We start from the raw sequence: 14,236 nt of genomic DNA on the forward strand, positions 1-14,236 counted from the left end.
GCGGCATGCTCCTTTCAGCTTCTATCAACCTATCAAATTTTACACTTTTAAGAATTTACGTACAGACATAAAGCTTCCCCAGGCCCCGATGAGGCAACCCATCAATAGAATTAATCCGTTTACTTGATAGATAAAGGGGGTAAAATCTAATATCTGAATAAAATTGTTTTGTAGTTTTGGTTTAATAAATCCATAGGCATAATAATAACCAGTTGTTACAAGAGCGATCGGGATAATAGAACCTAAAACACCCAGCCATAAGCCTTCTAATATAAACGGCCAGCGTACAAACCAGTTGGTTGCACCCACGAGTTTCATTATCTCGATTTCCCTTCTTCTGGCAACAATAGTGATTTTGATTGTATTTGAAATGAGGAACATGGCAGTAAACAGGAGACCGATAATTAATACAAGTCCTACGTTTCTACTCATTTCCAGCACATTAAATAATTTTTCTATCTTGGCTTCACCGTATAAGGCTTCATTTACACCTTCATACTTACTGATCTGACCAGCAATTCTCCCAGTGTCACGTGGATTCATTGCCTTAACGATAAACACATCATATAGTGGATTGTCTTGTTCAAATAATCTGAAATCGTCTCCCAGATCCTTAACAAGGTTCTGAAGCTCTTTTTCTTTAGAAGAATACTCAACAGATTCGACTCCACTTATATTTTGAATCTTCTTTTCTATTTGATCAATCTGGGGTTTTTCAGTCCCAATTTCGAGCAACACCCGAACTTCGACGTCTTTCTCAATATCCGTCGCTACCTTGTTCATGTTTAACATCAATACGATAAACACACCGACAAGGAGTAATGTTACGGTAACCGCACTCACTGATGCAAAGGTCATCCAGCCGTTACGGCCGATGCTTTTGAAACTCTCTCTAAGATGCCTGCCATACGTTCTAGCTTTCATAACCGTAATCACCTCGCTGTTCGTCCCGGACAATGCGGCCATTTTCGATGGCAATTACCCGATGCTTGATAGTATTTACGATTTCACGGTTATGTGTAGCCATAATAACCGTTGTACCACGGTTACTGATTTCTTCAAAGATGTTCATGATATCCCAAGATGTTTCGGGATCAAGATTACCTGTAGGCTCGTCTGCAATGACAAGCTTAGGCGTATTTACAATTGAACGCGCAATCGATACACGCTGCTGTTCCCCTCCTGATAACTCATTCGGCAGCATTCTTGCTTTATGCTTAAGTCCTACCAAATCCAATACTTCCATGACTCTCTTCTTAATTTGCTTTGGATGCTCTTCTATTACTTCAAGTGCAAAGGCAATATTTTCATAGATTGTAAGCGATGTTAGAAGCTTGAAATCCTGAAATACAACCCCCACATTTCTTCTTAAGTATGGAACTCTACTATTTTTCAGTTTTGCGAGATTAATACCATTTACAATGATATCTCCTTTGGAAGGACGTTCTTCGCGGTACATCATTTTGATGAACGTAGATTTCCCGGCGCCGCTTGGACCCACAACATACACAAACTCACCTTGCTTAATGTGGACGTTAAAGCCATTAGCAGCCATGACACCGTTGCTGTACTGCTTGTAGACGTCTTTCATTTCTATCATTTTAAAATCACCTAATTTGTATTATGTAGTTACCCTCTTGGCTGTTTTCGACATATGTACATGGCACGTAACCGAAGTCGTCTTTACCACCATTAGACAAAAAATGGTGAAAAAACTCGAATTACGCTTCCGAAAATAATTATAACATCACTTTATAGTAAGTTAAGGAAAAAAATTATTACATTTTCATTTCAGAACGTGAAAAAATGTGAATTTTTTACCTGTTTTATTGTCGATTTTACCTATATAAAGACGAAAATATAGGTATTATAACCTATTATCAGGTACTAATACTACATTCTAAAGTTTTAGGTTTATAAAGAGAAAAACATGAAGCTGATGCCATTCCTATTAAGTTACTAGGTTATAAATGGGAGCGTTTAAATAAACAAGGGTTTAAGGATGTAATTAGAAAAACTTCTGTAACAAACACTTAAAGAAGGAATAGAAAATACCTGTGGGTAAACTACCATTATAAGAAAATGTTGAGCAGTGCAAGATTTGCTGCCTCATTTGCAGAAAAAAAGAAGAACCCATTCTCGGATTCTCCTTCTGATCTTATTTCTTTTTCGATAACCACTCAGCCACAGCCTCTGCTTCATCACCTTCAATGAGTCCAGGAGGCATTTGACCTTTACCATTTTTGATGGTTTCAAGGATTTGATCTTTGCTTAATTCAGCACCGATGTTTTTCAGGGCTGGTCCCATTCCGCCTTCAAGGTTCCCCCCATGGCAGCTGGTGCATTTATTGTTGACGATTTTTTCAGGGTCCACTCCACCGGAGCTTGTTTCTGTACTGTCGCCGCCGTCACCGCCACATGCGGCAAGTACCAATGAAGCGCCAAATAGAACACCAAGTAGCTTTTTCTTCATTTATTATCCCCCTCGGAAAACATTTTTCAGAGTCGCGGATGTGATGAGAAGTCCGTTCCTCTCTTACATAATTATACCAAGTTTAAACCCGTTTGAAACCTTCCCCCAATACTTCAGAAGCGTCCATAGTGACGACAAAGGCAGAAGAATCAATGGTTTTAACCAGTTGTTTCAGTTTTGTGAATTCTGTTTGATCGACAACACACATGAGGATCGGGCGCTCATCATCTGTATACCCACCGTATGCAGATAGTTTTGTCACCCCGCGGTCGATTTTATTCAAAATTCCTTCGCGAACCTCTTCCTGACGGTTGGTGATGATCAGTGCCATTTTGGACCTGCTTATTCCAACCTGGACGAGATCGATCGTTTTACTTGTGACATATAAACCGATAAGGGCATATAACCCCCGTTCGATATCATAGACGATAGCTGCCGAAAGAACGATCATTCCATCGATGAGGGCTACACAAGTCCCAAGTGACAGTCCAGTGAACTTGTTGACAATCTGCGCGGCAAGGTCCGTCCCTCCAGTTGAAGCCCTTCCCCGGAACACAATCCCTAAACCAAGACCTACACCGATTCCTCCAAAAAGGGCACCAAGCAGCGGGTCTTCCGTCCAAGGTTTCCAGTCTTCAGTCAAGAATACGACAAGTGGTAGAAACACAGTTCCAATGGCTGTTTTGACACCGAATTGCAGCCCTAGAAAGATCAGACCTGCTATGAATAACGGAATGTTAAATGCCCATTGTACATATGCGGGCTTCCAGTCAAACAGTCCATTCAAGATGGTCGATATCCCGCTCACCCCTCCGGAGGCAACCTCATTTGGAAGCAAGAACACATTAAACGCAATGGCCACAATCGTCGACCCAAACACAACAAACAAATACTCTAACAACTTTTCTTTCCGTGGATTAAATACCTGTTCACGACGCCTTTCCTTCAAACCCATCCAGTACGACTCCTTTAACCTATGTATTAATAGTATGAGTACAAACCCTCCCTTTGATGCAATGCTCTTCAGGGACGGACCTCTTAATCAGGACACCGTTCTTGTGAAGAAATATACAATCAATGACGAATCTGCACACTCAATTTGAATGACTACAAGTAAATAAAGTGATGCATATCAAGGAAATTAATTGCTCTCATTCCCTCTACATCAACCTTTGAGAGTATAGCATGGGCATACAAAGGTGTAAATAACAGTCCAATAACGTGTTAAAGCATTAATGGAATGAGGTTGTTGATATGGTGTTTGTTTGAGGGACGGACCTCTGTGAAGGGTGCAAAACGAAACAAATATATACCTTTAGAGGTCCGTCCCTCGCATCCCAAAGAAAAACCGACCTTCCCAGAGGGAAGGTCGGTTGCGGGGTACTTATTTTATTTTGGATCTCAGGTAGGCATTGATGAATGGATCGATGTCTCCATCCATTACGCCCTGTACGTTTCCTGATTCTGTGTTGGTTCTGTGGTCTTTGACCATGGAGTATGGATGGAAGACGTAGGAACGGATCTGGCTTCCCCAACCGATTTCCTTTTGCTCTCCACGAATTTCAGCAAGCTCCTGCTCTTGTTCTTCGATCCGCTTTTGATAAAGCTTCGCTTTCAGCATTTTCATGGCTGATTCACGGTTCTTGATTTGCGAACGTTCTGACTGACACGTTACAACAACGTTAGTCGGTAAGTGAGTAATACGGACGGCTGAGTCGGTTGTATTGATGTGCTGTCCACCTGCTCCACTTGCACGGTACGTATCGATTTTCAGATCTTCCGTACGGATGTCGATTTCGATTTCCTCATTGAATTCCGGCATGACCTCACAAGACACGAAAGAAGTGTGACGACGTCCCGAGGAATCAAATGGTGAGATACGCACAAGACGGTGTACGCCTTTTTCAGCTTTTAAGTAACCATATGCGTTGTGGCCCTTAATCGCTAACGTTACACTCTTGATTCCCGCTTCATCCCCTGGAAGATAATCGAGTGTTTCCACCTTGAATCCACGCTTCTCACCCCAACGAGTGTACATGCGTAGAAGCATGGAACCCCAGTCCTGTGACTCGGTTCCACCTGCACCTGGATGCAGTTCAAGGATCGCGTTGTTTTTATCATGTTCTTCACTGAGGAGAAGCTGAAGCTCGTAGTCATTTAATCGTTTGACCAGGTCACCAAGTTCCTCTTCAAGGTCTTTTTGAAGTTCTTCGTCTGGTTCTTCTTTGACCAGTTCAAGAGTCAATTCCAGGTTTTCCTGGGATTCAAGCAATGATTTGTATTCATTGACAAGATCTTTTAATCCGTTTCCTTCATTGATGAGCCCTTGTGCTTTTTGCTGGTCATCCCAGAAGTCGGGCTGGACCATGATTTCGTCCAGCTCCTGGATTCTTGCCTCTTTGTTTTCTAAGTCAAAGAGACCCCCTGAAGTCCGCTAATGTTTTAGCTGATTTTTCTAACTCTGCTCTGATTTCTGATAGTTCCATGTGTGGTCACCTCTATAGTTATTTGGATTGTTGGGATTGGATTGTGTTTTTGTTTGTACCTGGTACAATCTATGGAAAATGTACCTGGTACAAACAATGACTACACAGATACACCCATAAAAAACGGAAAAGTACCTGGAACTCATTTTAGCAAAATAAGTCCCAGGTATCATCTCATTTCTTTTATTTATCCAGTTATGCCGTGGCAGTGTTTATACTTTTTGCCGCTTCCGCATGGACATGGGTCGTTACGGCCGACGTCTTCCTGTTTGCGGACTGGTTGTTTCTTGGCTTTTCCGCCTTCTTCTTTCGGGTTCACCGCTTGGCCTTTGGCCACTTCCTGGCGCTCAAGGTTGTTCCGGATTTCCGCTTTCATGACGTATTTCGCAACGTCTTCCTCGATGGCGAGTACCATGCTTTCGAACATGGCGAATCCTTCATGCTGGTATTCACGAAGTGGATCGTTCTGTCCGTATGCACGGAGGTGGATACCTTGACGAAGTTGATCCATGGCATCGATGTGATCGATCCATTTCGTATCAACCGCGCGAAGAAGAATGACTTTTTCAAACTCGCGCATCTGTTCAGGCGTTAGCTGCTCTTCTTTTTCATTATAGCGATGTTGTACATCTTCATAGATGAGAGCCATCATTTCATCTGCTTCTTTTCCACGAAGATCGTCAACCGTCACGTCGTTTTCAGGTAGAAGATTGGCATTCACGTAATCCACGATGCCTTGCAGATTCCAGTTTTCCATCTCTTCTTCGGCCGTATGTGCCGCTACCTGGCGTTCGATGGCTGATTTGATCATGCCTTCAACGATTTCACGAAGGTTTTCGGAATCGATAACTTCGTTACGCTGCTTGTAGATGATTTCACGTTGTTGACGCAGAACATCATCATATTGAAGAAGCTGTTTACGAGCATCAAAGTTGTTTCCTTCCACTCGTTTTTGAGCGGATTCTACAGCACGGCTGACCATTTTACTTTGGATCGGCTGGGAATCGTCCATTCCAAGACGTTCCATCATGCTCTTCATATTGTCAGAGCCGAAACGGCGCATCAATTCATCTTCCATTGAAAGATAGAACTGAGTCACCCCAGGATCTCCTTGACGACCTGCACGTCCACGAAGCTGATTATCGATACGGCGCGATTCGTGACGCTCAGTACCAATAACTGCAAGACCACCAAGATCGAGTACTCCGTCACCTAGTTTGATATCCGTACCACGACCGGCCATATTCGTCGCAATCGTGACAGCACCAGGCTGACCGGCTTCTAAGATGATTTCCGCTTCACGGCCATGGTTTTTCGCATTCAGTACATTATGGCGTACGCCTTTTTTCGTTAAAAGTTTAGAGATAAGCTCTGACGTTTCAACAGCAACCGTACCGACCAGAACAGGTTGTCCTTTATCGTTTCGCTCTTTAATGTCTTCCACTACCGCGTTGAATTTCCCTTCGATGGAAGCGTAAATCAAATCGGCGCGGTCATCACGAACGATTGGTTTGTTTGTAGGGATGACGATAACGTTCATATTGTAAATGTTACGGAACTCTTCCTCCTCCGTCTTCGCTGTACCTGTCATACCGGACAGCTTTTCATACATACGGAAGTAGTTCTGGAACGTGATCGTTGCCATCGTCATACTTTCGTTTTGAATTTCGAGTCCTTCTTTAGCTTCGATCGATTGGTGAAGACCGTCACTGTAACGGCGGCCCTTCATCAGACGACCAGTGAAGGAGTCAACGATGACAATTTCGCCTTCCTGAACCACATAATCGACATCACGGTGCATACTAACGTGGGCTTTCAGCGCCTGATTGATATGGTGGTTGAGAGTTACATGTGAAATATCGAACAGGTTATCAATATGGAAGGCTCTTTCTACCTTGCTGATACCTTCTTCCGTTAATTGAACACCTTTCGTTTTTTCATCGTACGTGTAATCCTCTTCTTTTTTCAGGGTACGTACAACGGCATTCGCCTGGATATAAAGCTGAGGCGTGCGCTGGGCGTTACCTGAAATGATTAAAGGTGTACGTGCTTCATCGATCAGGATGGAGTCGACCTCATCGATTACGGCAAAATGAAGGCTGCGCTGTACCATTTGATCTTTATAAAGGACCATATTGTCGCGCAGGTAATCGAATCCAAATTCATTGTTCGTACCATATGTGATATCAGACTTATAGGCTTCACGTTTTTCATCTTTAGACATAGAGTTGAGGTTCAGGCCAACAGTAAGTCCTAAGAAGTTATAAAGCTTACCCATTTCCTCGGCATCACGGCTGGCAAGATATTCATTGACCGTGATAACGTGAACGCCTTTTCCAGTGATGGCATTCAAGTAAACAGGCATTGTCGCCGTCAGGGTTTTACCTTCACCGGTTTTCATCTCGGAGATGTTCCCGCCATGAAGGGAAATACCACCCATTAGCTGTACACGGTATGGATATAGTCCAAGCACGCGGCGAGCCGCTTCCCGCACAACAGCAAAGGCTTCAACGAGCATGTCCTCTAAATCTTCACCTTTTTGATAGCGTTCCTTGAATCGCTCTGTTCTTTCGCGGATTTCATCATCCGTGAGGCGCTCCATATCGGGGCCTAATTCCTCTATTTGATCGGCCAGTTTCTCCAGCCTCTTAATTTCTCTTTTATTTGCATCGAACACTTTGTTTAATAGACCAAGCATGTGTAAACGCTCCTTTATCTGTGTTGGAATGAGAGCCAAACGTCACAAGTATAACGAATGAAAATGAGATTCAGATGAGAAATATGTGAAATCCCTGTAAAATCCCAGGAAATCCATCCCCATCACTCTACTTTACATTCGCTACAAAACGCAATAATCCTCCCACCAAAACACGATATATTCCCTATCAATCTTACCACTATCCCATATTGGTTACAACTTAAGGCTTTGAGGGACGGACCTCCCTTTTTCAAACTTTCGAAGGAATGAATGTTATTATATCAAGCTTTCTATTCTAAATGATTATAAAACGGGAGGTCCGTCCCTCAAAAAAAGCCGCCTATTATAGGCGACTTTTGTAGGGTTGGTATATAGTTCGGGTTATGCGTTCACTGCTTTCAGTAGTTCGTAGACGGTGTCCTCGTAGCTTTCCCAGATTTGTTTGCTTCGTCTTGATATGCTGTTGGCAGAGACATCGAAGTATTCGGCCAATTCTTTTTGAACGTGGCGGATACTGATTTCGTCGATGTTTTTCGCCATGTCTACCATTGCTCCTGAATAGATTTTCGGATTGCGGATCGTTGGGCGTTCTGTGTAGAAGTACTTTTCTAACACGGCAACGAGGAGCTCACTTTCTTTCTTGTCTTCCCCTTTTTCAGAAAGGAAGGTTTGAAGGGATGTGATGGCTTCCGTGTATTCCGGCGTCTTCCAAATTTCTACTCCTTCAATGGAGTCTTCGGAATTGTCTTCTGAATTCTGCTCTGATTCAGCAAGCTTAGATGATGCTTTCCCTGCCTTCTTCTTCTCCGCACTATAAAGAACAAAACCGACATCTGCTATTTCCAGGTACTGACCTGATAGATAATCATGCAGATTATCAAACTCGCCCTGTTCAAAGCGAATCTTCACTAATTCCATTGCCGCTTTTTCAATGGTTGGATAAATGAAGTATTGGGCAAATGGAAGGTACTTTTCTCCATTTGGTAATAGTAAACCTAAGAAGAAGCTGCTCTCCTCTAGTTTTCCGAATTTTTCTGTCACGACCAGGGTGTCTCCCGTGATGGCTTCCTCGACACGAAGCGTATTGTCATCAAGCTTCTCAACCGTACCGGCTGTCACTCGGATGTTCTTCCATGATTCCAATACTGCTGCTGTCTGAGGGCGAGTCACCGTACTCAGCTGTTTATCGACGAACCGTTCAATCAAACGAACACCATCCGCGTCCTTTTGAGTCGCTCCATACCAGCTGACAAACGCCATTTCATAAATATCAGGATCAGCCTGCATTAAATCCATCTTGGACAGGTAATGATGGTAGGATTCTTCCATCTCTGTAGACTGCGCCGAAGCGATAAAATCATACAGCTGTGCCTGAAGCACATCCAACTCCTGACTCACCAGTGTATCTATATTCACAACGTTTTCACAGCATTTCTTATATTTCTTTCCACTGCCACATGGGCATGGTTCATTTCTACCGACTGTACTCATGTTTGTATTTACCTCCAACTTCTCCGAGTCCTGTACACAAATGTTCATTATATAACATTTCAGGCATTCCTTAAACTGTTTTAAAACAAGAAAAAAGAACCAATCCCTTTTGACTGGTTCTTTTCCCTACTATTTGCCTTGGTTTTTCATATGTTCGAAAACATCTAAATCGATATAATTCTCTTCCTGCTCACGCATTTCAAAGTTTTCCGTATGGAGGTAATCTTTCAGATTTTGATAGAGGGATTGGTTTTCTTTAGCATAACCGAGTCGCGTCAATTCACTTTCCACTTGGTCATGAATATCTCCCTCCAACAATACCACTCTACCGGCATCCGATTCTTTGAAATAAAGCTGGTGGAGTTGATAGATTCGCTTCAGTTCTTTAATAGGGGAGGCGTGATCGTCCACCCTTAAATCAATATATCGATCACTGAACCCACCATATCCACCGTTTTCTTTCACGACTACCAGAGCTGCAGACTGCATGCCGCGGGAATCGCCGCCTGCTTCCTGGCCGGCATCCAGTGCATGGAGCAACCTCTCAGCCAAGGACCCAGTGGTCGCCTCAAAGGTTTCCGCCATTGCTTTCACGGTGTTCCTATCGACTAAAATGTTTCCCTGAGCTGCAAAATGCTTCCCCGTTTGTCCACCTGCCCAGTTGTAGCACCCCTCACCGGTGAACGTGGCTGCATTTCCACCCGCATCAATCAATCCCACCTGGCGTAACGGTCGCTCCGGATCGTCCTTTGTGATGATGTCAAGAGCTTCTTCCGCCGTCTTCCCTTCCGACATCACTTGAAGAGCGTGTGGTCCGTAAGAAGTATTCGCATAAGACTGAGTCGCGACTGCGCCGACTCCCGCTTTTGCAAAAGGCACTACCGATCCAACACCGAGGAATTTCGATTGAACCGCAATCCCCCACTCTTTCTCTTCTGGGTCATAACCCACAATGGAATACGTCATGATGTAGTCCTCCTTTAGATTAGAGCGTCTGGATTCAACCCTTTTAGCTCTTCTATTACAAATAACCCATCTTTCCGAATTAACACATCATCGAAGTAAATTTCCCCACCGCCGTATTCAGGACGCTGAATGCATACCATGTCCCAATGGACGCTTGAACGGTTTCCGTTGTCTGCCTGTTCGTAGGCCTGTCCCGGGGTGAAATGAAAACTTCCGTTTATTTTTTCATCAAATAAAATATCCAGCATTGGCTCATTGATCTTCGGATTTACCCCAAGGGCAAACTCACCGATAAAACGGGCACCTTCATCTGTATCCAGAATATCGTTCAATTCCTTCGTTTTATCAGCTGTAGCTTTCACGATCTTTCCGTCTTTGAACGTAAGTGAGACATTATTAAAAGTGAATCCACGATAAAGTGTCGGAGTATTATACGTAATGGTTCCATTCACGCTGTCCTTCACAGGAGCCGTATATACTTCTCCGTCTGGAATATTCCGCTCACCAAAACACATAACAGACGGAATATCCTTGATTGAGAATGTAAGGTCCGTCCCTTCACCGGTAATGCGTACTTTATCCGTGCTGTCCAAGAGCTCTTTAAGCGGCTTCTGAGCTTCTTCCATCTGTTTGTAGTCGACGGTGCAAACTTCCAATAGATAATCAAAGAACGTGTCATAGCTCATCTTTGCTTTTTGGGCGAGTGATTGATTCGGATAATTTAAGAGGGCCCATTTCTTATTTTGAATAAGGTAATCATTGGATTCCTTCATATGCGGCATGAGGAGCTGCCACTGTTCAGCAGGAACCTCACTCATCTCTGCGTCGTTGGCATCACTGGATATACTGATAAAGGCATCAAGATCCTGAAACTTTTGCAGGTCCCATTTATTCCTCAGGATCATCTGTTCAGCCTTTGCATTAGTAGCCATTATCCGGTTTAACTCAAGGTCTCCTAATTCAAAATAAGGGATGCCCCCCAACTCATATGCCTTTTTAAGAAGCTCTTTGATCAGGGGTTTAGTTGAATGCTCTCCCGCAATCAAGAGTTTCTCCCCTTCTTTTAGTTTTAATGAATGCGTCAGTAGTACGTCCGCTAATTTCTCTAACCGTGGATCTCTCATTTCATTTCCCCCTTTTTTGTCTATCTTCAAACTTCGACAAAAAATGGTAAAATCCTCCTATCAACAAAAAATCCTGCGTTCATTGTGACCGCAGGATTTCCAGGTTATGAATTTAGTTTGTTTCAATTAGTCCATACTTACCGTCACGACGCTTGTACACAATGTTTGTTGCATTTGTCTCTGCGTCTGTGAAGATGAAGAATGTGTGACCGAGCATGTTCATCTGCAGGATGGCTTCTTCGCTGTCCATCGGCTTCAGATTGAACTGCTTCGTTCTTACTACTTCCGTATCGTCCTCTTCCTCAAGCTCAATGGCAGCTGCGCCATTAGGAGAAACATGATTCAGATCTTCCTGAGCCGCGAAGAACTCCTTCGGGCTGCCCTTTTCACGCATCTTACGGTTCACTCTTGTCTTATGTTTGCGAATTTGACGCTCCAATTTATCTACTATCAGATCAATGGCCGCATACATATCTGTGTTGCGTTCCTCTGCTCGTAGCACTAAATGCGGCATTGGAATAGTCACTTCAGTTTTCGTATTTTTATCAGGATACACTTTTAAATTAACATGTACATTTGCATCAGGAGTTTCATTAAAGTAACGATCTAACTTGCCAATCTTCTTCTCCACGTGTTCGCGAATCGCTGGAGTTACCTCAATGTTCTCGCCTCGAATGTTGTAGTTCAACATGTAAACTCCTCCTTTTAAAAATAAAGCTATGTTTATATATTCTCCATTCCCTTAAATAATCCTTCTTAAACTTTCTTAATTTTTTGTCAATTTTTCGTAAAGTTTGTAATGTAGTGTCGAAAATGTTGATGGAGAAGGGGGTGGAGAATGTTTAGAGTGAGGTGAGGGTTGCGAGTGTTTTTAGGGTTCACCCGGCACTCTTTATAGTTATATTATCTCACTTTATCGGGGGATTAGACGGTGGGGATGTGGAGGTTTTGTGGAGAGTTTGGGGAGGTTTTGTGGCGGTTGTGTAAATAGGTTGTGTACCAGGTACAGATGGATTGGAATGTACCAGGTACATTATGGTCTCGTTGTACCTGGTACAATATGATCTCTTTGTACCTGGTACAATAATTCACAAATGTACCTGGTACAAATTGAAATCAGGATTTTGAAATTGGCTGGTTCCAATCCTTAATTTTAAATTTCATTTCTACATAAAATTTATACTTTTCATATGGGGAATCTCCCAGATACGAAAGAATCTTTTGAGTATCAACAATTGACTTGTTACCGGCGGCTATATAGCTTTTGTAGCTGCTCCAATGATAGTCTTCTGGTTTCTTTGAGTATTTCGACTTCACTGGATTTAAATGAACGTAACTGCTCGTATCAATCAATTGCTTAGAGTTCTTAATTAATTTGGCGTAGTATCGATCCTGAAACACATGTCCTACATAATCGTATTTTCGGTTAAAGTATCTGGCATAAATGGAGTGAATATAATGGATAATGTCTGAAGGAGAATCATTGAGTGTTCCAATAATGAGGTGAACATGATTCGGCATGAGGCAATAGGAGTGGAGAAGGAATGGGGTTTTTTCTTTCGCTCTTTGCATTAAACCTACATAATGATTGTAATCTTTTCTATCCCGAAATAGATTATTTTTTCTGTTTCCACGTGCAGTAATGTGATAAATGGCTCCTGGATACCAAACTCTAAGGTTTCTTGTCATATACTCTTCCTTTCTCTAATAAGGTACAAGTATATCAATTCGACATAATCCAAAAAATTCCTTCAGGGTGGTAATTCATTGAGAGTTTCATTTTGTACCTGGTACAATTGAACGTGTTCGTACCAGGTACAGCTGGTATCGTTTGTACCTGGTACAAAACTCAAGCCCCTAAACATCCACATCCCTCTTACCAAAACTCCACCAAGCCAATCCACCAAACCCAACCAAATACACCACAATCACCCCTACCGAAAACCAAAACGTCATCCCTACAAACGGCGGGGTCCCGAAGAAATACTGCTGCAAATCGGTATTCGCAAACAACAGATACCTCCCCCACTCAAGGCCTCGCTCGTTCATCAAAATCAGAAACGTCCCTGTAGAAAAAGTAAGAAAGATCGTTGAACCAATCGCAAATGAGCTGTTTCTCGTTACGACAGAAAAGGTAAAAGCAAAGGAACAAACTACCATCATTTCTATGAATCTCAGTACGTAAGCACCTGCCACAATAAAAAAATTCTCGTTCAAATCAAAAAAACTATCATAAAACCACAGTGAACCCAGTACGGCAGAAAATAAGAAATGAGAGGCTGTTAAAATAGTAGCAATAACTATCACCGTTATGTATTTAGAAAGTAAAATCTTCACACGGTTAATGGGCCGTATGAGTAATAACTTAATGGTGCCCGACGAGAATTCACTTGATACGATATCCCCGGCAATGATCAGACTGAAGAGTTGAATGATTATGAGTAGATTCGAGCTGATCCGCATATATTCCCAGAATGAAAATTGGATGCCATCGAAGAGCATGTAGACAAATATGGATGCGATGGCATCCACGAACACAATGAGTGCAAGGGAAATCCACATCCGTGAGTGAGAGGTTTGCTTTATAAGTTCATTAGTAATTAAATTTATCATGTTCCATTACCCATTTCGAACTGTATTTGATAGTCTCTTTGGAGCCACAATCAAATAGCCATTGCGAATCAACCCTTCAATGGTCTGCCAGCCTACTTCTTCTATCTCAACTAACACCCATCCATGTCTTCCGATGTATGGAGCTTTGGTATAGCCTGGCTGTTCGAGGAGGATTTCCTGAGTAGCAGGGAGCGTTTTAATCGATAAGGTCTCACCGATGATGACAAATGGTTTGTCCTTCACGCGGAAAGAAATATGTCCGAAACCATCTACATGTTCATGAACCTCTGGATAGAGAAGGCTAAGTCTTCTAATCTCATCTATTACATTCGTTTTCATACCGGCGTCCTCCAGCATTTTTCTATTATTATACCATGAGAGGATT

General features: G+C 42.7%; 13 protein-coding genes. All 13 read right to left on the reverse strand.

Translation table 11 applies throughout. From position 1 onward, the window contains the following. Positions 1 to 39 precede the first annotated feature (39 nt). Complete coding sequence (ftsX, locus tag ACIGG7_RS19510; protein ID WP_397550738.1) at positions 40 to 924, reverse strand: permease-like cell division protein FtsX; 885 nt, start codon at positions 922 to 924, stop codon at positions 40 to 42. Further along, on the reverse strand, positions 914 to 1,600 hold the full coding sequence (gene ftsE, locus ACIGG7_RS19515; RefSeq protein ID WP_397550739.1) for a cell division ATP-binding protein FtsE: 687 nt from the start codon (positions 1,598 to 1,600) through the stop codon (positions 914 to 916). Before ftsE ends, ftsX begins: the two co-directional genes overlap by 11 nt. A gap of 558 nt (positions 1,601 to 2,158) precedes the next feature. Then, the gene (gene cccB / locus ACIGG7_RS19520) at positions 2,159 to 2,473 is read right to left on the reverse strand and encodes a cytochrome c551 (protein ID WP_397550740.1); all 315 of its coding nucleotides are present in this window, start codon (positions 2,471 to 2,473) and stop codon (positions 2,159 to 2,161) included. A gap of 82 nt (positions 2,474 to 2,555) precedes the next feature. Continuing rightward, the gene (locus ACIGG7_RS19525; RefSeq protein WP_224944910.1) at positions 2,556 to 3,428 is read right to left on the reverse strand and encodes a YitT family protein; all 873 of its coding nucleotides are present in this window, start codon (positions 3,426 to 3,428) and stop codon (positions 2,556 to 2,558) included. A gap of 429 nt (positions 3,429 to 3,857) precedes the next feature. Further along, a protein-coding gene (gene prfB / locus ACIGG7_RS19530) for a peptide chain release factor 2 (protein WP_201715997.1) occupies positions 3,858 to 4,959 on the reverse strand; the annotation gives its coding sequence in 2 pieces (ribosomal slippage) (positions 3,858 to 4,886 and positions 4,888 to 4,959; 1,101 coding nt in all). Between the two features lie 187 nt (positions 4,960 to 5,146). Then, positions 5,147 to 7,657, reverse strand: coding sequence for a preprotein translocase subunit SecA (gene secA / locus ACIGG7_RS19535; RefSeq protein ID WP_397550741.1), 2,511 nt, complete (start codon positions 7,655 to 7,657; stop codon positions 5,147 to 5,149). Between the two features lie 381 nt (positions 7,658 to 8,038). Continuing rightward, positions 8,039 to 9,148, reverse strand: coding sequence for a YecA family protein (locus ACIGG7_RS19540; RefSeq protein ID WP_397550742.1), 1,110 nt, complete (start codon positions 9,146 to 9,148; stop codon positions 8,039 to 8,041). Positions 9,149 to 9,277: 129 nt separating this feature from the next. Continuing rightward, positions 9,278 to 10,114 carry a DUF1028 domain-containing protein gene (locus ACIGG7_RS19545; RefSeq protein WP_397550743.1) on the reverse strand — a complete coding sequence of 279 codons (837 nt, stop codon included), beginning with the start codon at positions 10,112 to 10,114 and terminating at the stop codon, positions 9,278 to 9,280. A 14-nt stretch (positions 10,115 to 10,128) separates the two neighbouring features. Further along, positions 10,129 to 11,238 carry an aminopeptidase gene (locus ACIGG7_RS19550; RefSeq protein ID WP_397550744.1) on the reverse strand — a complete coding sequence of 370 codons (1,110 nt, stop codon included), beginning with the start codon at positions 11,236 to 11,238 and terminating at the stop codon, positions 10,129 to 10,131. A 112-nt stretch (positions 11,239 to 11,350) separates the two neighbouring features. Next, positions 11,351 to 11,929: a ribosome hibernation-promoting factor, HPF/YfiA family gene (gene hpf / locus ACIGG7_RS19555; protein WP_224944921.1), complete on the reverse strand. Its 579-nt coding sequence runs from the start codon at positions 11,927 to 11,929 to the stop codon at positions 11,351 to 11,353. Between the two features lie 425 nt (positions 11,930 to 12,354). Next, entirely contained in the window at positions 12,355 to 12,927 is a 573-nt protein-coding gene (locus ACIGG7_RS19560) for an REP-associated tyrosine transposase (RefSeq protein ID WP_397550745.1), read from the reverse strand. Positions 12,928 to 13,095: 168 nt separating this feature from the next. Then, complete coding sequence (locus ACIGG7_RS19565) at positions 13,096 to 13,851, reverse strand: ABC transporter permease (RefSeq protein WP_397550746.1); 756 nt, start codon at positions 13,849 to 13,851, stop codon at positions 13,096 to 13,098. A 6-nt stretch (positions 13,852 to 13,857) separates the two neighbouring features. Next, entirely contained in the window at positions 13,858 to 14,190 is a 333-nt protein-coding gene (locus ACIGG7_RS19570) for an MmcQ/YjbR family DNA-binding protein (protein WP_397550747.1), read from the reverse strand. Between the last annotated feature and the right edge of the window lie 46 nt (positions 14,191 to 14,236).

Origin of the sequence: Rossellomorea sp. NPDC077527, assembly GCF_044542955.1 — a bacterium.
GTDB classification, from domain to species: domain Bacteria; phylum Bacillota; class Bacilli; order Bacillales; family Bacillaceae_B; genus Rossellomorea; species Rossellomorea aquimaris_E.

What these genes read in the sequence shown, in the direction of transcription:
- ACIGG7_RS19570 (WP_397550747.1), bottom strand. Translation starts at nt 14,190, where the DNA reads ATGAAAACGAATGTAATAGATGAGATTAGAAGACTTAGCCTTCTCTAT.
- ACIGG7_RS19560 (WP_397550745.1), bottom strand. Translation starts at nt 12,927, where the DNA reads ATGACAAGAAACCTTAGAGTTTGGTATCCAGGAGCCATTTATCACATT.
- ACIGG7_RS19525 (WP_224944910.1), bottom strand. Translation starts at nt 3,428, where the DNA reads ATGGGTTTGAAGGAAAGGCGTCGTGAACAGGTATTTAATCCACGGAAA.
- ACIGG7_RS19550 (WP_397550744.1), bottom strand. Translation starts at nt 11,238, where the DNA reads ATGAGAGATCCACGGTTAGAGAAATTAGCGGACGTACTACTGACGCAT.
- ftsE (WP_397550739.1), bottom strand. Translation starts at nt 1,600, where the DNA reads ATGATAGAAATGAAAGACGTCTACAAGCAGTACAGCAACGGTGTCATG.
- ftsX (WP_397550738.1), bottom strand. Translation starts at nt 924, where the DNA reads ATGAAAGCTAGAACGTATGGCAGGCATCTTAGAGAGAGTTTCAAAAGC.
- secA (WP_397550741.1), bottom strand. Translation starts at nt 7,657, where the DNA reads ATGCTTGGTCTATTAAACAAAGTGTTCGATGCAAATAAAAGAGAAATT.
- ACIGG7_RS19565 (WP_397550746.1), bottom strand. Translation starts at nt 13,851, where the DNA reads ATGATAAATTTAATTACTAATGAACTTATAAAGCAAACCTCTCACTCA.
- ACIGG7_RS19540 (WP_397550742.1), bottom strand. Translation starts at nt 9,148, where the DNA reads ATGAGTACAGTCGGTAGAAATGAACCATGCCCATGTGGCAGTGGAAAG.
- ACIGG7_RS19545 (WP_397550743.1), bottom strand. Translation starts at nt 10,114, where the DNA reads ATGACGTATTCCATTGTGGGTTATGACCCAGAAGAGAAAGAGTGGGGG.
- cccB (WP_397550740.1), bottom strand. Translation starts at nt 2,473, where the DNA reads ATGAAGAAAAAGCTACTTGGTGTTCTATTTGGCGCTTCATTGGTACTT.
- hpf (WP_224944921.1), bottom strand. Translation starts at nt 11,929, where the DNA reads ATGTTGAACTACAACATTCGAGGCGAGAACATTGAGGTAACTCCAGCG.